The sequence below is a fragment of the Pseudomonas urethralis genome (genome assembly GCF_021602465.1).
Lineage (GTDB): Bacteria > Pseudomonadota > Gammaproteobacteria > Pseudomonadales > Pseudomonadaceae > Aquipseudomonas > Aquipseudomonas vlassakiae.
In genome coordinates this window covers 19586-37841 of sequence record NZ_BQIJ01000019.1, presented here as the reverse complement: position 1 = coordinate 37841, position 18256 = coordinate 19586, and the positions used below count along the sequence as shown (strand labels likewise).

The window sequence follows — 18256 nt, the reverse complement described above, 5'->3', positions numbered from 1 at the left end:
AAGTGCAGCGGCGGCGCACACCTCGCTGCCGATCGGTCTGGATGGCCGGTGGCGTTCTATGCCAAACTCCGTCTCTTTCAGGGCTCTGCAACCAGGACTTATGGTTTCCTCACCCAGCCTCATCCCCAACCTGATCGCCGCCGGCTTATATATAGCTGCGGCCATCTATCAGGGCACCTACCTGGCCCAGGGCCGCAAGGCCGACAAACGCCTGCTCGGCCTGCTCGGCGCCCTCGCCGTGGTCGCCCAGGGTGGCGCACTGTTCTTCCAGCTGATCACCCCGCTGGGGCTGAGCCTGGACTTCTTCAGCGCTGCCAGCCTGATCGCCGTGGCGGTCATCGCCCTGACGCTGCTGGCCTGCCTGCGTATCCCGGTGGAAAACCTGCTGGTGCTGCTGTTCCCGCTCGGCGCCGTCACCGCCCTGCTGGCCCAGTTCGCCCCGCCCGGCACCGTGCCGCTGATCGACGAAGAGCCGGGCATCCTCGCGCATATCCTGCTGTCGATCCTGGCCTATGGCCTGTTCACCATCGCGGTGTTCCAGTCGCTGCTGTTGCTGCTGCAGGACCGCCAGCTGAAGAACAAGCACCCGTCCGGCCTGATCCGCAACTTCCCGCCGCTGCAAACCATGGAAAGCCTGCTGTTCGGCTTCCTCTGGGCGGGCTGGTGCCTGCTCTCGCTGTCGCTGATTTCCGGCTGGCTGTTCCTCGAGAACCTGTTTGCCCAGCATCTGGTGCACAAGACGCTGCTGGCCTGTGTGGCCTGGGTGGTGTTCAGCGTGCTGCTGTGGGGCCGCACCCGCCTGGGCTGGCGCGGGCACAAGGCGATCCGCTGGACCCTGGCGGGTTTCTGCCTGCTGATGCTGGCCTACTTCGGCAGCAAGCTGGTCCGCGAATTCATCCTGCATATCTGACGGCCGCCCATGGACACCCTGCCGTACGCACCGCTACTCGGCATTCTGGCACTGGCGCTACTGTGGTCGGCACTGTTCACCGCCGTCGACGCTGCCCGCCTGCAGCTCAATGGTTCACTGCGCAACGGCGATGACGCCCCGCCGCCGCTGCCAGCCCAGGCCCTGGTGCTGTGCGCCAGCCTGGGCAAGCTGCTGGTGCTGGGCCTGGCGTGCCTGATCGGCCAACGCCAGAGCGGCGAACACGGCTTCTGGCTCGCGGGCCTGGGCGCGGTGGCAGCGCTGCTGGTGTTCGCCGAATTCCTGCCGCGGCGCCTGGCCCGGCGCAACCCGCAGGCGTTCATCAGCCTTGGCCTGAGCCTGCGCCCGTTTCCGCTCGCCCTGCTGCAACCTTTGGCCTGCCTGTTCGATGGCATCGCCAAGCTGATGCTGCGGCCGTTCCGCGCGCAGCCCACGGCAGTGGCCTTGCATCCGCAGGAAGACGACGTCTTCGACGAAGACGATGAGCACGAGGCGCCGCGCCATGGCCTGCTGGACGGCTTGCAGTCGCTGGACAAGATCACCGTCAACGACATCCTGGTGCCTCGCAACGAAGTCGACGGCATCAACCTCGACGACCCCATCACACAGATCATCGAGCAGCTGATCGTCAGCCGGCACACTCGCCTGCCGGTGTATCACAGCGACATCAACCAGGTCGAAGCGATCCTCAACACCAAGCTCATCAGCCACTTGCTGCCCAAGGCCGAGCTGACTTTGGAGCAGCTGCTGGGCGCCTGCTACGAGCCCTACTTCGTGCCGGAAAGCACGCCACTGCAGATGCAACTGCTGAACTTCCACAAGCAGCAGCGGCGCCTGGGCGTGGTGGTGGACGAGTATGGCGAAGTGCTGGGTATCGTCACCCTGGAAGACATCCTTGAAGAGATCGTCGGCGAATTCGAGGACGAGCAGAGCCTGGACAACCCGCATGTACACCCGCAGCCCGATGGCACCTTCGTCATCGAAGGCAACGCCTCGCTGCGTGAAATCAACCGTACCCTGGGCTGGCACCTGCCGTGTGACGGTGGCCCGAAAACCCTCAACGGGCTGGTCACCGAAGCCCTCGAAAGCATTCCGGAAAGCGCCGTTTGCCTGAAGATCGGCCGCTATCGCCTGGAAATCCTCGAAACAGAGGACAATTGTGCCAGCAAGGTACTGGTATGGACCGTGACCCGGTAGCTATACTCGGGTCACGCTTACCCAGCCCCGCCGTTCCGCCCGCTACCCGCACCCGGCGCCACACGGCCAGTCCGCTGCACTGACACGCCCCGCGGTCCTGCTTCAACACCCCGAACAGTGCCCGCTCCCACCCCTACCCTTGCGGGCCGGTGTCAGGTGCGCGAACACAACAACAATACGCTCCGGCGTCCGCCAAGCCGTGCCCACCCTCAACGCCGGCACCGGCCACGGACAATGCCGTGGAGCGGAACAGACTGTCAGGGACCTACTTAATGACAACCACCTATGCCGAGGCGCCTGCCGCGCCGGTCAACTCGCCTGCGCGGGTCGCCACCGCCAGCTTCATCGGCACCGCCATCGACTTCTACGTCTACGCCACTGCCGCCGCGCTGGTCATCGGCCCGGTGTTCTTCCCTTCCGGGTCGGGCACCGCACAGATGCTCGCCGCCTTCATTACCTTCGGCATCGCCTTCCTTGCCCGCCCGCTGGGCTCGGCGCTGTTCGGTCACTTCGGCGACCGCATCGGGCGCAAGTCGACCCTGGTTGCTTCGCTGCTGCTGATGGGTGTATCGACCACACTGATCGGTGTGCTGCCGGGCTACGACAGCATCGGCGTGTGGGCACCGATCCTGCTCTGCCTGCTGCGTTTCGGCCAGGGCCTTGGCCTGGGTGGCGAATGGGGCGGCGCCGCGCTGCTGGCCACCGAGAACGCGCCGGAGGGCAAACGCGCCTGGTTCGGCATGTTCCCGCAACTTGGCCCATCGATCGGCTTCCTGGCGGCCAACGGCCTGTTCCTGTCCCTGGCCATGCTGCTCAGCGACGAGCAGTTCCGGGACTGGGGCTGGCGCATTCCGTTCCTGCTCAGTGCCGCGCTGGTGCTGGTGGGGCTGTATGTGCGCCTGAAGCTTGAAGAGAGCCCGGTGTTCGCCAAGGCAGTCGCCCGTCACGAACGGGTGAAGATGCCGGTGTTCGACCTGTTCGGCAAATACTGGATGCCAACGCTGCTGGGCGCAGCCGCCATGGTGGTGTGCTATGCGCTGTTCTATATCTCGACGGTGTTCTCGCTGAGCTACGGCGTGACCACGTTGGGCTACAGCCGCGAAACCTTCCTTGGCCTGCTGTGCTTCGCCGTGGTGTTCATGGCCCTGGCCACGCCGCTGTCGGCTTGGCTGAGCGACCGTTACGGACGCAAGCCGGTGCTGGTCGTCGGCGGCCTGCTGGCGGTGGCTTCGGGCTTTGCCATGGAGCCCCTGCAGACCTCGGGCTCGACCACGGGCGTGGCGTTGTTCCTGGCCATCGAGCTGTTCCTGATGGGCGTGACCTTCGCACCGATGGGGGCGCTACTGCCAGAGCTGTTCCCGACCCACGTGCGTTATACCGGCGCTTCGGCGGCGTACAACCTGGGCGGCATCGTCGGCGCCTCGGCAGCACCGTTCTTTGCCCAGAAGCTGGTGAGCATGGGGGGCTTGAGCTGGGTGGGTGGCTACGTGTCGGCGGCGGCCGTGATCAGCCTGATTGCCGTGCTGTGCCTGAAGGAAACCCGCGATACCGAGCTGTAAGCAAGTGGGGCCGCTTTGCGGCCCCCTTCGGATCAGAACTCGACCTTGACCGCCTGCGATGCACGGGTGGCCTTGGTCCGCGCCGCTTCGACCGATTCATCACGCGCCAGGCACACACCCATACGGCGCGTGCCGTTGATTTCCGGCTTGCCGAACAGGCGAATCGCCGTGTCAGGCTCGCTCAGGGCAGCCCCCAGGTTGGCAAAGCTGGTCTGCTGTGACTGGCCTTCCGGCAAGATCACCGCCGAAGCCGACGGCCCGAACTGGCGCACTACCGGGATCGGCAGGCCGAGAATGGCGCGGGCATGCAGGGCGAACTGCGACAGGTCCTGGGAAATCAGGGTCACCAGGCCAGTGTCATGCGGGCGCGGCGAAACTTCGCTGAACCACACCTGGTCGCCCTTGACGAACAGCTCCACGCCGAACAGACCACGGCCACCCAGTGCATCGGTAACCGCCTTGGCCACACGCTGCGACTCGGCCAGGGCTTTCGCGCTCATGGCTTGCGGCTGCCAGGATTCCTGATAGTCGCCCTTCTCCTGACGGTGCCCCACCGGTTCGAGGAAAGTGGTACCGCCGACATGGCGCACGGTCAGCAGGGTGATTTCATATTCAAAGTCGATGAAGCCCTCGATGATCACCCGACCCTTGCCGGCACGGCCGCCTTCCTGGGCGTAGTCCCAGGACTTCTGCAGGTCGGCATCGCTGCGCAGCAGGCTCTGGCCCTTGCCCGAAGAGCTCATCACCGGCTTGACCACACAGGGGTAGCCGACGTCGGCCACGGCCTTGGCGTAGTCCTCGAAGGTGTCGGCAAAGTGGTACGGCGAGGTTGGCAGGTCCAGCTCTTCGGCCGCCAGGCGGCGAATGCCCTCACGGTTCATGGTCAGCTGGGTGGCGCGTGCGGTCGGCACCACGTTGAAGCCTTCGTTCTCCAGCTCGACCAGCGTGGCGGTGGCGATGGCCTCGATTTCCGGAACGATGTAGTGCGGTTTTTCCGCTTCGATGATTGCCCGCAGGGCAACGCCATCGAGCATGTTGACCACGTGGCTGCGGTGCGCCACCTGCATCGCCGGGGCATTGGCGTAGCGGTCGACGGCGATCACCTCGACGCCCAGGCGCTGCAGCTCGATCACCACTTCCTTGCCCAGCTCGCCACAGCCGCAGAGCAGCACACGGGTCGCGGTTGGCGACAATGGGGTTCCGATACGGGTCATTTCAGGTCCTCGAAGGCGTCCGGGGCTGCACCAGGCTTTGGCACGGCCCGCTGAAAAAGGACCGGTATTCTACACCATCAGCCCGCGACAGCGGCCCGCCGCGCACGAAATGCCATGGCCAGCCAGACGGCCGTGACACCGGCGAATTTAGACGCCATGGCGGTGCCGATCACCGCCGGTGTGAGCGCACCGATCATGCCGAAGAAGATGAAGGTATCCACCGGAATGCTCAGTGCCGAGCTCAGCCACAGGCGGTCACGCAGCGGCCGGCGCGTGATGCTGAACACCAGCCAGTCGATCAGCTCGGAGACGAAGAACGCGGTGGCGCTGGCCAAGGCAATGGCCGGCTCCGAGGTGGCGTACGACAGCACCAGGGCCAGCAGCATGGCAATCAGCGCGCCGTGGCCAAAGCGGGTCTGCACCATGTCGCGCAGAATGAACACCAGGCCGCCCCAGCAGGACCAGATGATGTCCAGGTGCGGGGCGCTGGAGAAGGCGTAGTTGATCAGCACTACGCTACTGATATAGGCAATGAGATAGAACATGGCGAGTGATCTGTGGGCAAGCCACACAGGTTACTTGATTTCGCGGTCAGTGCCCAATGATCAGGCCGGCAGCCACCGCGCGCTCATGGCACAGCTTGAGCACCGCCCGACGCTCGGTATTGTCCATCCTTCCCCAGCGGCCGATCTCGGCCACGGTACGCTGGCAGCCGGTACAGATGTCCTGTTCGTCCAGGGCGCAGATGCTTACGCACGGCGAAGCCACCGGCCGCTCTACGGCTACGTCACTCATCGTCAACCACCAGCTCCCGCGCATAACGCTCGGCATTGTGTACATAGTGCGCAGCGCTGGCTTCGAGCATGCGCATCTGCTGTTCGGTCAGCTCGCGCACCACCTTGCCTGGCGAGCCCATCACCAGCGAGCCATCAGGAATTTCCTTGCCTTCCGGGATCAGCGCGTTGGCGCCGATGATGCAGTGCTTGCCGATCCGCGCGCCGTTGAGGATGACGGCGTTGATGCCGATCAGGCTGTAATCGCCGACCGAGCAGCCATGCAGCATGGCGTTGTGGCCGATGGTCACGCCCTTGCCCAGGGTCAGCGGCGAGCCCATGTCGGTGTGCATCACCGTACCGTCCTGGACGTTGCTGTCCTCGCCGATGTCGATCAGCTCGTTGTCACCCCGCAGCACCGCACCGAACCACACGCTGGCACGGGCCTGCAGGCGCACCTTGCCGATCAGGGTGGCATTGGGTGCGGCCCAGCTGGTGGGGTGGCATTCGACCCGATGGTCGCCCAGGCGGTATTTCATGTTTGCTCCTCAGGGGTTCACGCAGACGGCGGGGTGTGCGCCGCTCAGATTTCGATGTAGCGCTCAGGGGGTTGATGCAGGCTGATACCGGCGTCATACAACAGGTTGACCAGCTCGACGATCATGATCGCCGACAACCCCCAGATCTTGTACTCGCCGTAGCGGTAGCTGGGCACGTACCAACTGCGCCCCTGGTAATCGATACGGTGGGTGTGGTCACGCGGGTCCTGGCGGAAGAATTCCAGCGGTACGCTGAAGACTGCCGCGATTTCAGCGTCATTGGCGCGGTATTCGACGAAATCCGGGATCAAGCCGACGAACGGGGTCACTTTCAGGCCGTGCAGGGAGATCAGCGGGCTGAGTGGGCCGATCACTTCCACCAGGCCGGGCGGCAGGCCGATTTCTTCTTCGGCTTCGCGCAGCGCGGTAAACACCAGGTCCGGGTCTTCCGGGTCGCGGCGGCCGCCAGGAAAGGCGACTTCACCGCCGTGGGTCGACAAGCCCTTGGCACGCAGGGTCAAGACCAGCTCGGGCGCTTCGCTGCGGGTGATGGGCAAAAGTACCGCCGCCTCGGGGAACCGTCGGTCGGTTTCCAGTGAAGCGGGTTGGTGGTTGCTCATACGGCGAAGTAGCTCGTCCAGCATTGCGCACTCTCGTTTCCAAGGCCTGCCTTGCATGATGCACCAAAGCCGCGAAGCACCCAAGCCCCGTGCGCTTGCGGCAGCCCCGCCTGGCGCGCCAAGATAACCCCGTCAAGAGGGAAGAAAAGCATGAAATTTTGCAGCGCGTGCGGCCAGCCAGTCATTCAGCAGATTCCCGAGGGCGACAGCCGCCTGCGGTTCGTCTGCGAGTCTTGCCAGACTATTCACTACCAGAACCCCAACATCGTCGCCGGGGTGTTGCCCACCTGGGGCAGCCAGGTGCTGCTGTGCCGTCGCGCCATCGAGCCGCGCCGCGGCTTCTGGACGCTACCGGCGGGCTTCATGGAAAACGGCGAGACCCTCGACCAGGCCGCCCGTCGCGAAACCGACGAGGAAGCCTGCGCCCGGGTCGGCGACATGGCCCTGTACCAGCTGTTCGACCTGCCGCACATCAACCAGGTGCATGTGTTCTTCCGTGCCGAGCTGGCCGACCTGGATTTTGCCGTCGGCGTCGAAAGCCTGGAGGTGCGATTGTTCGAGGAACACGAAATCCCGTGGGGCGAGCTGGCTTTCCGCACCGTCACTCGCACACTAGAATGCTATTATCGCGACCGCATCAGGCAGCACTACCCGATTGGCCATGAATACCTGCCGCCGATGAATGTTTCGCCCACCACTTAAGCTCGCAGGTACTGCTTCATGCGTTGGTTGTTCGCCCTTTTCTGCCTTTGCGTTACCACGGTGTCCCAGGCGGCCTTCACCGAAGTCATCATTCGCAAGCCGCAACCGCCGGTGCCGGCCCAGTCGCAATCCCAAGCGGCCATGCAGCCGCTGATCGACAAGGTGCTGGTGATCAAGTCCGAGCGCCGCCTGCAGCTGATCAGCCGCGGCGAGCCGCTGAAGACCTACCGCATTTCCCTGGGCAAGCAGCCCAAGGGCGCCAAGGAACGCGAGGGCGACAAGAAGACCCCTGAAGGCCTGTACTGGCTGGACTGGCGCAAGGAAAGCGACCGCTTCAACCTGGCCATGCACATCACCTACCCGAACATCAGCGACGCCGCCCGCGCCAACCGCGAAGGCTGGAGCGCTGGCAGCATGATCATGATCCACGGCACGCCGATCGACGAGAACTACCCCGAGTGGTACTTCCACACCCTCGACTGGACTGACGGCTGCATCGCCATGCGCAACCGCGACATGCAGGAAGTCTGGGACCTGGTCCGCGACGGCACCCTGATCGAGATTCGCCCTTGATAGTCCTGCATTCAGATTGAGCTTGTAGGACGTTTCATACTTCAAATACACACCTGCCCTACATCTTGCTTAGGCCAGGGACTGCATCCAACCGACGGCTTGAATTCTTAGCATCCACGCAAACGAGTACGTAACCCGTACGCCATTTGCGAGGGTGCTTAATGCAGTGCCGACTCCTTCACGCCGCCAGCAGGGCGCTCGCCGGTTGCCTGGCTGGCATGCTGATCTCCCACACGGTCCTGGCTGACGACCCTGCCAGCCTGCAACTGCGCGACCAGCAGCAATCCCTGCGGCATTTCGAACAGCAACAGCGGCTCAAGCGCTGGCAACAGCCGTCTGCACCGGAGCGCAATGGGCAGAGCGCCGCCCTGCCGGAAGACAGCCAGTGCTGGGCCGTGTCCGGCCTGCGCATCATCGGCAACCGCCAACTTGCGGATCAGGCGCTCGAGCCCGCGCTGCGCGAGTGGCTGCTGCCTTGCATGGGCATCAACGACATCAATAGCCTGCTCAGGGGCATCACCCAGCTGTATGTCAGTGCCGGATTTCCAACCAGCCGCCCCTACCTGCGCCAACAGCCTCGGGATGCTGCCCCCCTGGACATCGTCATCGTCGAAGGCTTCGTCGAATCCATCGAACTCGACGACCCCGAGCTGCCTTTGTCTTTGCCAGGCGCCTTCCCTGGCGTACTAGGCAAGCCCCTTTACCTGCCCGCCCTCGAGCAGGGGCTGGACCAACTCAATCGCCTGCGCGCCTATGACGTGGGCATGGATTTGCTGCCCGGCGAGCTGCAGGGCGGCACCCGGGTTGTGCTGCAACCGCACAAGATTGGCTCACGCTGGCACCTGGACAGTCGCCTGGACAACCGCGGCAGCGAGCTGACCGGTCGCCACCGGCTTAACCTCGGCCTTGGCCTGGACAGCCCGCTGGGGCTCAATGACGACCTGCGCGTGTCGTTGCTCTCCAGCGTCTTCCAAGCCCCCGGCCAGGTGCAGGGCGTCACGTTGTACTACAGCGTTCCCTACGGCCCCTGGACCTTTGCCCTCAACGCCAGCCAACTGACCTACGACGCACCGCTGCCGCACAGTCGGCAGACCAGCGACGGCAGCAGCAGCTACCAGGGCCTGAGCATCGAGCGGATGCTGTGGCGCAACCAGCAAGGCATGCTCAGCGCCAGCGTGCGGCTGGACCGCAAGCAGTTGATCAATCGCAGCGCTGGCGCCGTCATCACCCAGCAGAGCCCGACACTCAGCAGTATCGAGGCTGGCATCAACCTGCTGTGGCTCGAAGGCGGGTTATGGAACGGGTATGTGGGTGTTGCCCAAGGACTGGACTGGTTCGCTGCCGACGAGGAGCCTTTGGGTGCCGAACGCCTGCGCCCGGATTTTCGCAAGTACCGCGCCAGCCTGCTGCACCTGCGCCAGGGGCCGCCTGAAACACCTTGGCGCTGGCAAAGCGAGCTGGCCTTGCAGTACAGCGAACACGCGTTGCCCGCCGTCGAGCAATTACTGGTCAGCGACGACTCGACGGTACGCGGCTTTCGCCTGCGCACCTACTCCGGAGCCAACGGTGCGGCCTGGCGCAATACCTTCAGCCAACCACTGCCAGCGATCTGGGCCCACCCCGTGCAGATACGCCCTTACCTCGGCCTGGATGTGGGCTGGACCCGACACGCCACGGGCAAGCCTTCGCAACGCCTGGCTGGCACAGCCGCCGGCATCGAACTGAGCCTGACAAACGCCCGGCTGCGGCTCGACCACCAACGCGCCCTCTACACCAGCGACCTGCCCCGCTCGCGCCTGGAGCCTGGCTTCTGGGTACTGGAGTGCACCCTGAGCATCTGATTCACCCACAACAAAGAGAACGAGAACATGCAGATACTCTCGCCGTTACCGTCTGACCGCCCGGACACCTTGCGCTGGGCAATCTTCCTCGCCCTGCTCGGGCCCACCAGCGCGCTGGCGCAGGGCGGGCTGGAGGCCGCCAGCGGCCCGGCAGGCACGCCCATCATCAACAACGATCATGGCGTGCCGGTGATCGACATCGTCCCACCCAACGCCAGTGGCCTGTCGCATAACCAGTTCCTCGACTACAACGTCGCCCGCGCAGGTGTAGTGCTGAACAACGCCTTGCAAGACGGCCAGTCGCAACTGGCCGGCGCATTGGCCGCCAACCCGCAGTTCCAGGGCCAGGCGGCGTCGACCATTCTCAACGAGGTGGTCAGCCGCAACGCCTCGCTGATCGAAGGCCCGCAGGAAATTTTCGGCCGCCCTGCCGACTACATTCTTGCCAACCCCAATGGCATCACCCTCAATGGCGGCAGTTTCATCAATACCACCCGCGCCGGGTTCGTGGTCGGCACGCCCGAGTTGCAGGATGAACAGCTGCGCAATTTCAACACGCTGAACACCGCAGGCACCTTGCAGGTGCTAAGCGATGGCCAGAGCAATGCCGAGGGTGCACTTGATCTGATTGCCCCCAAGGTGGACCAGCAAGGCTTGCTCATGGCCAAGGGGGACCTCAACGTGACCGTCGGCCGTAATCGCATCGCTCATGCCGATGGGCAGGTCCTCGAACACCTGCCTGGCACCCCGTCGAGCATCGACGCCAGTCTGTTCGGTGCCATGCGCGCCGGGCGCATTCGCGTGGTGAGCACTGCCGAAGGTGCAGGCGTGCGCATGGGGCCTATGGACTTCCGGGCCGATCACGGCATCGACGTGCAATCGGCCGGCGCCCTGACGATCACCGGTGCAGGCGAGCGGTACGCGACGCTGAACACCAAACACGGCTTACTGCGCCTCGACGCTGCTGACGACCTTACGCTGCACAATGCCGATGGCCAGGCGGAGCGGATCGAGATCAAGGCCGGGAACAAACTGACGCTGGATGGCGAAGCCCGTCAGGCACTCAGCAAAGACAAGGACAAGTGGAGCAAGAAATTTGTTTTCATCACCCACGAAACCTATGACAGTGAGCGCACCACCACTCAGACCAGTCAGCAAGGCACCCGCCTGCTGGGCCGGGACAGTGTGCTACTGGAGTCCGGCGGCGACATGCAACTGGTGGCCGCCGATATCAATGTACTGGAAGAACTGACCCTCGCCAGCGGCGGCGACCTGGACATCGCCGGCGGACTGGACAGCGAGCGCATCGAAGAAACCATTCGCCACCGCAAGCATCTGTGGCGGGGCGACCGCGATACCGAGCAGTTCAAGGAAACGGCCAGACCCAGCGAGTTGAACGCCAATCGCATGACACTGAAGGCAAGCGATACCGTCAAGGTACGTGGTAGCACATTGAAAAGCCGCAGCGACATGGCCATCAACGGCCAGCAGGTAGAAGTCGGCACCCTGGCGCTGCAAGACACCAATAGCGAAAGCGGCTACCGCGGCGACCTGGTGTCCGGGACATTCTTCGGTGACCGCAAAGGTAATGACACTCAAGGCCAGACCGTCGCTGGCAGCCAGGTGATTGCAGGTGGAAAGCTGGAGGTGATTGCCGACCAGGTGACCATCAAGGGCAGCACGGTCAACGGTACCGAGGACGCGGTGCTCTACAGCACTAAAGGCCAGCTGACGATCGCGGCTGACCACGCCAGCAGCACCTCGACCGATCATGACAGCAGCAGCCAAGTGTTCGGCCTGTTCGGCAAAGACAACACGCGCACATCCCGCAACGATCAGGTATTGATCAGCGATGTCTCCTCCAGCAGCAACCTGCGCCTGGCCAGTGCCGATGAAATGCGTATCCAGGGCGCCAAGGTGGAAGCAGGCCAGCATTTGCAAGTCGAGGCCAAAGGGGACGTCATGATAGAAAGCAGCCAGGCGCTTGCCGAGAGCGAAACCCACACCCGGCAGCGTGGCTTGACTGCCAGCGCCAAGCAGACCCAAGGCGCCGAAGATGGCAAGCCCGAGTCACGTCAGTACAGTGCCGGCCTGGCCTATGACGTGGATGACAGCACCCGCAAGCAAAGCGAAACGACCCAGGTTGCAAGCGAACTCAAGGGGGCATCGGTCGCCCTGAACAGCGGGACACATCTGCAGGTCAATGGCTCCAAGGTGCAGGCCAGCGACGGTGATCTCGACGTGGACGCCAGCCAGGTCACGCTCAGCGCCACGCGCAACACCCGCGACGCGACCATCACCGACACCCAGAGCGGCGGCGGTTTGACTGTCACGGGTGGCATCGACCGCCTGGGCAGCCTGTTCGAAGGCCATCACAACAAGACCGTGCTGACCGAGCGCGACAGCCAGGCCCAACGCAGCGAACTGCAGGCCAGCGGCAACGTGAAGGTCAATGCTGACGAACTGGTGACCGAAGCCGCACGCGTCACTGCCGGGGATACCCTCACGGTCAGCGCCAAGCGCATCGACAACCGCGCAGTTCTGGATACCCATGATCGGGAAGAACTCCGCAACGAATGGTCCGGCAGCCTCGGCGCCAGCGTCGAGTACCGCGACCTGACCCGGCCGATCGAACGGCTGGTGCTGGGCGAAGAAGCCGCGCGCTTCCAGCAGGCATCCCCCGAGGACGCCATGGTGGCCCCCAGCGTCGGTGCCGACATGACCGTCGAGCACCTCAAACGCCTGGAAAACCAGCGCCGTGGCATTGCCCAGGTGAGTGAGCTGTCGGGTGCGAAGGTCGAGGTCAAGGCTGACACCCTCGACGACCAGGGTACCGCCTGGCGTGCCAATGCCGGCCAACTGCAGATCGAGGCCCAGACGCACACGATGCGTGCCGCCGAAAACACCCAGGAGGACGGCGTGCAGCGCCTGGCCTATGGTGGTGACCTGCGCATCGACACCAGCTCCGGCAGCGACCTGAACGCCCGCGGCGCGGGCAAGGGTGGCTCGCTGGACAAGCAGGCAACGGCCAGCACTGCAGTACCCGGCAGCCTTTATGGGCAACAGGGCATTCAGGTCCAGCTGGGTAGCGATGGTCAATATGAGGGTACACGCATCAATGGTGGCGAAGGTGAAGTGGCCATCCACAGTGAAGGCAACCTGTCGCTGCCCCAGGCCAACGACCGCACCGAGGAGCTGACCCGCCAGCTCGACGGCAATGCGTGGGCCAAGGTCGGCAACCGGCCGGGCAGCACCGGCTTCGATGGCCGTGGCTACCTTGACCACGCGCAGCTGCAAACCGTGCAGACCAAGGCACACGTCGCACAGATCGACGCCAAGGGTGAAGTCCGCCTGAGCAGCGCAGGTGATCTGTCGCTGGAAGGCACCCGCATCGGCAGTCGCGAGGCCAAGGTGGGCGATATTCGCTTGCACAGCGATGGCCTGCTGCAGGTCAAGGCAGGCAGCGACACCCAGCAGGCCAACGGCGGCAAACTCGGCGGTGGCCTGGAGCTGGCAGCCAAGATGGGCGAGACCAAAGGCGGCGGCATCGGTGGCCATTTCACCCATGGCACGCAGGACGAAAACGCCCGTCAGGCCGTAGATGCCCAGTTCGCCAGTGCCGGCAAGCTGACCCTCAGCAGTGCTGCTCGCGAGGACATCGCCCTGCACCTGGAGGGCCTGCGGGCAGCCGCCGAACAGATCGCGCTCAACGCGTCCAGCGGCGGCATGCTGATCGAAGCCTCCTCCAATCAGGAGCAGCGCAACAATCTCGAGATCACCGCCGGTGCCGGTTTCAACATGACCGCAGGCACCACCGACACCCGTGGCCTGCATGGCCGGGCCAAGGTCGAACTGGACAAACGCGACAACCAGACCTGGAACGCCAGCAACCTGCGCGCCGAAACCATCGACCTGCAAAGCCGTGGTGATACCCGCATCGAAGGCGCCAGCCTGGAAGCCGGGCGCATCACCGGGGCGATCGATGGCGACCTGCGCATCGCCAGCCGCAAGGACAGCGTCGACACCCTGACCGTGAAGGGCGATGCGCGCCTGAGCCAAGAGAAGAACCCGCAGGGCTACGTCAACGCCGCCACCTCGCTGGCCGGGCCACTGGGTGGCAAGGTCAAGGAAAAGGCCGGCTCGGCCTTGAGCAAGGCAGAGCCAGGCTTATCGCCGACCTTCAGCCTTGAGGTGTCGCACGCGCAGCGCGACAGCGTGGGGCAGCAAGCGGTGCTCAAGGGCAGTGAAGGTGTCGAGCTGAAGGTGGGCGGTGATGCCCAGCTGGTTGGCGCGCGGTTGCAGTCGGCCAAGGGTGCGGTCGCGCTCGATGCTAGCTCGGTGAGCCGGGAAACCCTGAGTGGCAATGATTACCGTCGGGATGTGTCGGTCGATGCGTCCAATTCGCCGGTGGACCTGGGTACGGCGATTGCCGAGATCGCCAAAGGCAAAGGCGCGGCGGATGGCGAAAATGCGCTGGACCTGGGGCTGTTGCGGACCAGTGGGCATAACCGCAGTGAGCAGTGGGTTTCCAGTGTGCAGGGTGGTAAGGCGGAATAAGAACGCGGATGTACCTGCCTTGAAATGTTCAGCGCCTGTGAGATCGAGCGCCGCCCGCGCGGCGCATCGCGGATAAATCCGCTCCTACAGTTGTTGCAACATGGCCATGGCGTACCAGGTTCGATACGTTGCAACTAACCGTAGGAGCGGATTTATCCGCGATGCGCCGCGCGGGGGGGGGGGCGCTCGATCTCACAGGCGCTGATTTGTCATGGCGAACACGGGGTAGCCTTGACCGATCCCCCGCCCTACCATCGCACCTCCCGCTGCCCCGCCAGCACCTGCGGCCCAAGCCACTGTGCGCCACGCAGCAAAGGCGTCAGCGCCGACTCATTGTGGACATTGAACGTCACGTGCGCCCTGCGCTTCTCCAGGTCCGCCTCCAGCTTCAGTTCATGCTGCCCCTGCTGCACCAATTTCCCGCGCAAGCGCCACCCAGCACGGCAATCCATCTCTACCCAGCCCTGCCCCAACCCCAGCGACCACGGCTCACTCAAAGCCAGATCCGTCACGCTCACCCGCCCCTCGCTGCTTCGACACTGGCGCCCCGAACCCTGCATGCGCAGCGCCCCTTGCCACTGCCCGGCCAGGCGGTAATCCGACAGTGCCGTCGCTTGAGGCGTCAAAGCCGCGGCTTCCAATTGCCAACGCCAGGGCCAGCCTTCGGCGCGCACCTGCCAGGCTTGGCCCTGGAAGCCGATCTGTGCGTTGGCCTGCATGCGCCATGGCTGTATCGTCCAGTACAGTGGCCCAACCGGCCCCACTTGCTGGGCCTGGCCCTGCCACACGCTGCCGCTGACATCACCTGCCGGCAGGCCAGCGCTGCGCATCACCCAGGCAGCCGGGAACTCGACCAACAGGGTCAGCGTGAATACCAACCCGCACCACAGCAGCCCGCGACGGCTCATGGTTGCATCACCAACTCAAAGCGCAGCCCCTTGGCGTCCTGCTCCAGCCCCCACTGCAACGGCTGCGCCCCTTCAGCACGCAGGCTTTGCAACCAGCCCTGCAGCACGCGCTCATCCGCTACCTGCCCCCGCAGCTGCCAGCTTTTGCCTTGCACATCGACATCGGCCAGTTCGATTTGCCGCGACTGGGCTGACTGGCGCAGGCGTTCCAGGCTCACGCCCGGGCCACCCTGCAAGCCTGCGGCCTGCACTGCCAGCTCACGCCACTGACTGAGCTCACGCCATTGCGCCAGGCCTTCGCGCACGGCCAGAAAGGCCAGCAGCAAGCCGATCATCCCCCATGCAAACCACAGCCGATGCCGCTGCATCCAGTCCCGATTCATGAGGCCGCTCCCAGGTCGAATACCACCTGCCCGTTCTGTACCTGCACGGCAGCGCCTACAGCACTGGCCATCTCGGCCCATGGCGGCGCGGCGCCATCGCCGTCCAGGCGCAGGTGCCAGCGTTGCCCATCGAAACGCACGGCCTGCAGCCGCCAGGCGGGGTGCTGGCGCAGCCAGGCTTGCAAACGTGCCTGCAGGTCTTCGAGTTGCCGCTCGCGCACGTGCTGTTGCAGCTGGCTTTCCCGCAGGCGCTTGAGAGCCTGCGCCGCGTGCCGGGGGCTGGCCTGTTCACCGGTGACCGCCATTACCTGCGCACGCCAGGTCTGCAACTGGCGCCATTGCTGAGTCAGCCACAGGCCGGCCCAAATGCTGGCCAACACCAGGCACGCCGCAAGCAGGCGCAGCTGCGGCCGCGCCACGCCCGGCAGCGAGCGCGGCTGACGGGGTTGATCGAGCAGGCTGGGCAGGTTGTCGAGCGGTGCCAAGGCAGTTGGCCAGATACCGGACATAACCCTCTGGGACAGACCCGACCAAGGTTGCTGAGGCAGCTCGCCCAAGGCAATGGGCCAGGCCAACCACTGCTCCGGCCCGTCCTCCACCAGCCCTTTGCACAGCACTAATTCCGGCGTGCACTGCCACTGCCATGCGCTGCCCGGCTCGGGTGTCGGCAGCAACTGGAACTCGGCCCAGCAGCTTTCCACTTGCAGCCCCCATTCGGCACATTGCTCGCGCCACGGCTCCAGCAATTGCCGCTCCACCGCCACCAAGCGCAATTGCCCCGCCTGACGCGACAGGCAGGCACACAGGATCTCATCCGGGCTCTGCAGCAAGCGGTCTTCCAGCAACAGCGGCCACTCGTCGCGCTTCAGACCCGGTGGCGCCGCCAGCTGAAACAGGCTGCAGCATTCGCCGGGGACGATCAGCGCCACCCGTGCCTGCAGGTCCAGCGGGGGCTTGCCCTGCCCTTGGCGATGGGCGCCAGCCGCTTCGACGAGCAGCCAGTCCCAGACCTCGCCCGGGCGCAGCAACAACCACGGTCGGGCCGGCGCTTGCCTGCGCCATTCAAACTTCATGAACGCCCCCAGGGCAAAACAAAGGTGCAGACATACGGTGCTCCATCACGCTGCAGTTCCAGGCGCACGCCGCGGCCGGGGTGTGCGGGTTGGTCGGAGGGCCAGGGCAGCCAGCGGCCACCCTGGTGGTAAAGCACATTGATCGCGCTGACCTGCGGCAGTTGCTCGCGCAATTCCCAGTGCGGCTCGCTGGCGGCGTAGAGCTCGGCCGAGCTTTCCAGCAGCAGGCGTTGGTCACGCGCATCGAAACGCAGGCGCTGGCGTTGCAGACGCGAACCGCCCTCGGCTTCGGGCAAGGCGGCGGCAGCCACCCACAGCAACTGCTGGCGGTCGGCCTGCCAGTCCAACCAGCGGCTGGCCAGGGGCAGGCGCTGTTCGTACACGCGGCGCAGCACCGGGCTGTCGAAGCGTCGCTCCAGGGCCAGGCAGAACTCCAGCACGCTGGTTTCCTGGGTGTTCACCTGCAACCGCTCGCGCACCTTGAGCCAGCCATTGACCAGCGCCGAGAGCATGACCCCGAGCAGCGCGGTCAGGGCCATGGCCACCATCAGTTCGATCAGGGTCAAACCTGACTGGCGCCGCTTCATGGCTGCTCCAGAAAAACGGTGTATTGCCCGAGTGGCAGGCGCTGGTCGCGGTCGGCATACAACTGCAAGTCGCCACGGCGCAGGTCACGCACACCGGTACGGCGCAGCTGCATCTGCCAATGGCAGGCCTGGCCACCCTGGCTGAGCACACCCTCGACCTGGTTGCTGGCCGGCCAGTATTGCTCGACGGTGAAGCGCGCCTGCAGCTCGCGCGCACACAGCACGCCCAAACGATGCTGCTGCACGTTGTCCTGCACCGCGAGGCGCTGGCGCAGCACCTGGCTGGTGATGACCGCCAGCACGGCGGCTATCGCCAGGGCCACGGTCACTTCCAGCAAGGTGAACCCGCGCTGCCTGCGCGTCATGGCGCCATCGCCACGTGCAACTGGCCGTCGCGGCCCCAGTCCCAGCGCTGGCTGCCGTCGGCCCAGCGCCAGCTCACCGAGCCCGGTTGCGCCCAGCCCTGCGGGGTGAACAGCACACGCGGCTGGGCGCTGGCCGGCCAGTCCGGGCGCAGGCCCTTTGGCCAGTCAGCCGGGGCGCCTGCCTCGACCACCCAGCCATCGCCGTCACGGCGCACGAACTCAGGCCGCTGGCCAGTCCAGCGCAATCCGCGTAGCTGCCCGGCGTGCCGGGCCAGCGCGGCCTGGGTGCGGGTTTCCGTGGCCAGGCGCTGCAACGCCTGATCGACGCTGGACTTGCCGCTGTCGAGCCAGGCCACCGCCATGCTGGTCATGAGCCCTGCGATGGCCAGTACCACGAGCAATTCGAGCAAGCTGAAGCCGCGCTGGCCTGGCATGCG

17 protein-coding genes and 1 pseudogene are annotated in these 18256 nt (G+C 65.0%); 7 read left to right on the top strand and 11 right to left on the bottom strand.

The window, feature by feature from the left end:
* Positions 1-100: 100 nt before the first annotated feature.
* The 3 genes from L6D64_RS23705 (at position 101) to L6D64_RS23695 (ending at position 3684) form a co-directional block, all read left to right on the top strand.
* Entirely contained in the window at positions 101-910 is an 810-nt protein-coding gene (locus L6D64_RS23705; RefSeq protein WP_176509758.1) for a cytochrome C assembly family protein, read from the top strand.
* 9 nt (positions 911-919) lie between these two features.
* Positions 920-2125, top strand: a complete 1206-nt coding sequence (locus L6D64_RS23700) for a transporter associated domain-containing protein (protein ID WP_176509759.1) — start codon at positions 920-922, stop codon at positions 2123-2125.
* A 272-nt stretch (positions 2126-2397) separates the two neighbouring features.
* The gene (locus tag L6D64_RS23695) at positions 2398-3684 is read left to right on the top strand and encodes an MFS transporter (RefSeq protein WP_176509760.1); all 1287 of its coding nucleotides are present in this window, start codon (positions 2398-2400) and stop codon (positions 3682-3684) included.
* Positions 3685-3716: 32 nt separating this feature from the next.
* Here L6D64_RS23695 and purT read toward each other — a convergent pair whose 3' ends face one another.
* From purT to L6D64_RS23670, 5 genes are all read right to left on the bottom strand, one after another.
* Entirely contained in the window at positions 3717-4898 is a 1182-nt protein-coding gene (gene purT, locus L6D64_RS23690) for a formate-dependent phosphoribosylglycinamide formyltransferase (protein WP_176509761.1), read from the bottom strand.
* 77 nt (positions 4899-4975) lie between these two features.
* The gene (locus L6D64_RS23685; protein ID WP_027920112.1) at positions 4976-5443 is read right to left on the bottom strand and encodes a 7-cyano-7-deazaguanine/7-aminomethyl-7-deazaguanine transporter; all 468 of its coding nucleotides are present in this window, start codon (positions 5441-5443) and stop codon (positions 4976-4978) included.
* 46 nt (positions 5444-5489) lie between these two features.
* Entirely contained in the window at positions 5490-5693 is a 204-nt protein-coding gene (locus L6D64_RS23680) for a DUF1289 domain-containing protein (protein ID WP_060512568.1), read from the bottom strand.
* Positions 5686-6210: a gamma carbonic anhydrase family protein gene (locus L6D64_RS23675; RefSeq protein ID WP_110637284.1), complete on the bottom strand. Its 525-nt coding sequence runs from the start codon at positions 6208-6210 to the stop codon at positions 5686-5688. The genes L6D64_RS23680 and L6D64_RS23675 overlap by 8 nt, the downstream gene beginning before the upstream one ends.
* 44 nt (positions 6211-6254) lie before the next feature.
* Complete coding sequence (locus tag L6D64_RS23670; RefSeq protein ID WP_027920115.1) at positions 6255-6854, bottom strand: CoA pyrophosphatase; 600 nt, start codon at positions 6852-6854, stop codon at positions 6255-6257.
* 126 nt (positions 6855-6980) lie between these two features.
* Here L6D64_RS23670 and L6D64_RS23665 point away from each other — a divergent pair, with 126 nt between their 5' ends.
* The 4 genes and pseudogenes from L6D64_RS23665 to L6D64_RS23650 all read left to right on the top strand — a co-directional run bounded on the left by L6D64_RS23665 (position 6981) and on the right by L6D64_RS23650 (position 14503).
* Complete coding sequence (locus L6D64_RS23665; RefSeq protein WP_176509762.1) at positions 6981-7532, top strand: NUDIX hydrolase; 552 nt, start codon at positions 6981-6983, stop codon at positions 7530-7532.
* Between the two features lie 153 nt (positions 7533-7685).
* Positions 7686-8105: pseudogene (locus tag L6D64_RS23660) on the top strand (L,D-transpeptidase family protein); the annotation flags it as partial.
* Between the two features lie 161 nt (positions 8106-8266).
* On the top strand, positions 8267-9946 hold the full coding sequence (locus L6D64_RS23655; RefSeq protein WP_176509763.1) for a ShlB/FhaC/HecB family hemolysin secretion/activation protein: 1680 nt from the start codon (positions 8267-8269) through the stop codon (positions 9944-9946).
* Between the two features lie 27 nt (positions 9947-9973).
* Positions 9974-14503 carry a hemagglutinin repeat-containing protein gene (locus tag L6D64_RS23650; protein WP_176509764.1) on the top strand — a complete coding sequence of 1510 codons (4530 nt, stop codon included), beginning with the start codon at positions 9974-9976 and terminating at the stop codon, positions 14501-14503.
* 248 nt (positions 14504-14751) lie between these two features.
* Here L6D64_RS23650 and gspN read toward each other — a convergent pair whose 3' ends face one another.
* The 6 genes from gspN to gspH are packed head-to-tail and all read right to left on the bottom strand — an operon-like array spanning position 14752 to position 18253.
* Positions 14752-15411: a type II secretion system protein N gene (gene gspN / locus L6D64_RS23645; protein ID WP_176509765.1), complete on the bottom strand. Its 660-nt coding sequence runs from the start codon at positions 15409-15411 to the stop codon at positions 14752-14754.
* Positions 15408-15794: a type II secretion system protein GspM gene (gspM, locus tag L6D64_RS23640; RefSeq protein WP_176509766.1), complete on the bottom strand. Its 387-nt coding sequence runs from the start codon at positions 15792-15794 to the stop codon at positions 15408-15410. Before gspM ends, gspN begins: the two co-directional genes overlap by 4 nt.
* The gene (locus L6D64_RS23635; RefSeq protein WP_176509767.1) at positions 15791-16867 is read right to left on the bottom strand and encodes a GspL/Epsl periplasmic domain-containing protein; all 1077 of its coding nucleotides are present in this window, start codon (positions 16865-16867) and stop codon (positions 15791-15793) included. The genes gspM and L6D64_RS23635 overlap by 4 nt, the downstream gene beginning before the upstream one ends.
* On the bottom strand, positions 16864-17454 hold the full coding sequence (locus tag L6D64_RS23630) for a PulJ/GspJ family protein (RefSeq protein WP_176509768.1): 591 nt from the start codon (positions 17452-17454) through the stop codon (positions 16864-16866). The genes L6D64_RS23635 and L6D64_RS23630 overlap by 4 nt, the downstream gene beginning before the upstream one ends.
* The gene (locus tag L6D64_RS23625; RefSeq protein ID WP_176509769.1) at positions 17451-17819 is read right to left on the bottom strand and encodes a type II secretion system protein GspI; all 369 of its coding nucleotides are present in this window, start codon (positions 17817-17819) and stop codon (positions 17451-17453) included. Before L6D64_RS23625 ends, L6D64_RS23630 begins: the two co-directional genes overlap by 4 nt.
* On the bottom strand, positions 17816-18253 hold the full coding sequence (gene gspH, locus L6D64_RS23620) for a type II secretion system minor pseudopilin GspH (RefSeq protein WP_176509770.1): 438 nt from the start codon (positions 18251-18253) through the stop codon (positions 17816-17818). The genes L6D64_RS23625 and gspH overlap by 4 nt, the downstream gene beginning before the upstream one ends.
* Positions 18254-18256: the final 3 nt, after the last annotated feature.

Coding starts and splice junctions, on each gene's coding strand:
- L6D64_RS23705 (WP_176509758.1), top strand. CDS start 101: ATGGTTTCCTCACCCAGCCTCATCCCCAACCTGATCGCCGCCGGCTTA.
- L6D64_RS23700 (WP_176509759.1), top strand. CDS start 920: ATGGACACCCTGCCGTACGCACCGCTACTCGGCATTCTGGCACTGGCG.
- L6D64_RS23695 (WP_176509760.1), top strand. CDS start 2,398: ATGACAACCACCTATGCCGAGGCGCCTGCCGCGCCGGTCAACTCGCCT.
- purT (WP_176509761.1), bottom strand. CDS start 4,898: ATGACCCGTATCGGAACCCCATTGTCGCCAACCGCGACCCGTGTGCTG.
- L6D64_RS23685 (WP_027920112.1), bottom strand. CDS start 5,443: ATGTTCTATCTCATTGCCTATATCAGTAGCGTAGTGCTGATCAACTAC.
- L6D64_RS23680 (WP_060512568.1), bottom strand. CDS start 5,693: ATGAGTGACGTAGCCGTAGAGCGGCCGGTGGCTTCGCCGTGCGTAAGC.
- L6D64_RS23675 (WP_110637284.1), bottom strand. CDS start 6,210: ATGAAATACCGCCTGGGCGACCATCGGGTCGAATGCCACCCCACCAGC.
- L6D64_RS23670 (WP_027920115.1), bottom strand. CDS start 6,854: ATGCTGGACGAGCTACTTCGCCGTATGAGCAACCACCAACCCGCTTCA.
- L6D64_RS23665 (WP_176509762.1), top strand. CDS start 6,981: ATGAAATTTTGCAGCGCGTGCGGCCAGCCAGTCATTCAGCAGATTCCC.
- L6D64_RS23655 (WP_176509763.1), top strand. CDS start 8,267: ATGCAGTGCCGACTCCTTCACGCCGCCAGCAGGGCGCTCGCCGGTTGC.
- L6D64_RS23650 (WP_176509764.1), top strand. CDS start 9,974: ATGCAGATACTCTCGCCGTTACCGTCTGACCGCCCGGACACCTTGCGC.
- gspN (WP_176509765.1), bottom strand. CDS start 15,411: ATGAGCCGTCGCGGGCTGCTGTGGTGCGGGTTGGTATTCACGCTGACC.
- gspM (WP_176509766.1), bottom strand. CDS start 15,794: ATGAATCGGGACTGGATGCAGCGGCATCGGCTGTGGTTTGCATGGGGG.
- L6D64_RS23635 (WP_176509767.1), bottom strand. CDS start 16,867: ATGAAGTTTGAATGGCGCAGGCAAGCGCCGGCCCGACCGTGGTTGTTG.
- L6D64_RS23630 (WP_176509768.1), bottom strand. CDS start 17,454: ATGAAGCGGCGCCAGTCAGGTTTGACCCTGATCGAACTGATGGTGGCC.
- L6D64_RS23625 (WP_176509769.1), bottom strand. CDS start 17,819: ATGACGCGCAGGCAGCGCGGGTTCACCTTGCTGGAAGTGACCGTGGCC.
- gspH (WP_176509770.1), bottom strand. CDS start 18,253: ATGCCAGGCCAGCGCGGCTTCAGCTTGCTCGAATTGCTCGTGGTACTG.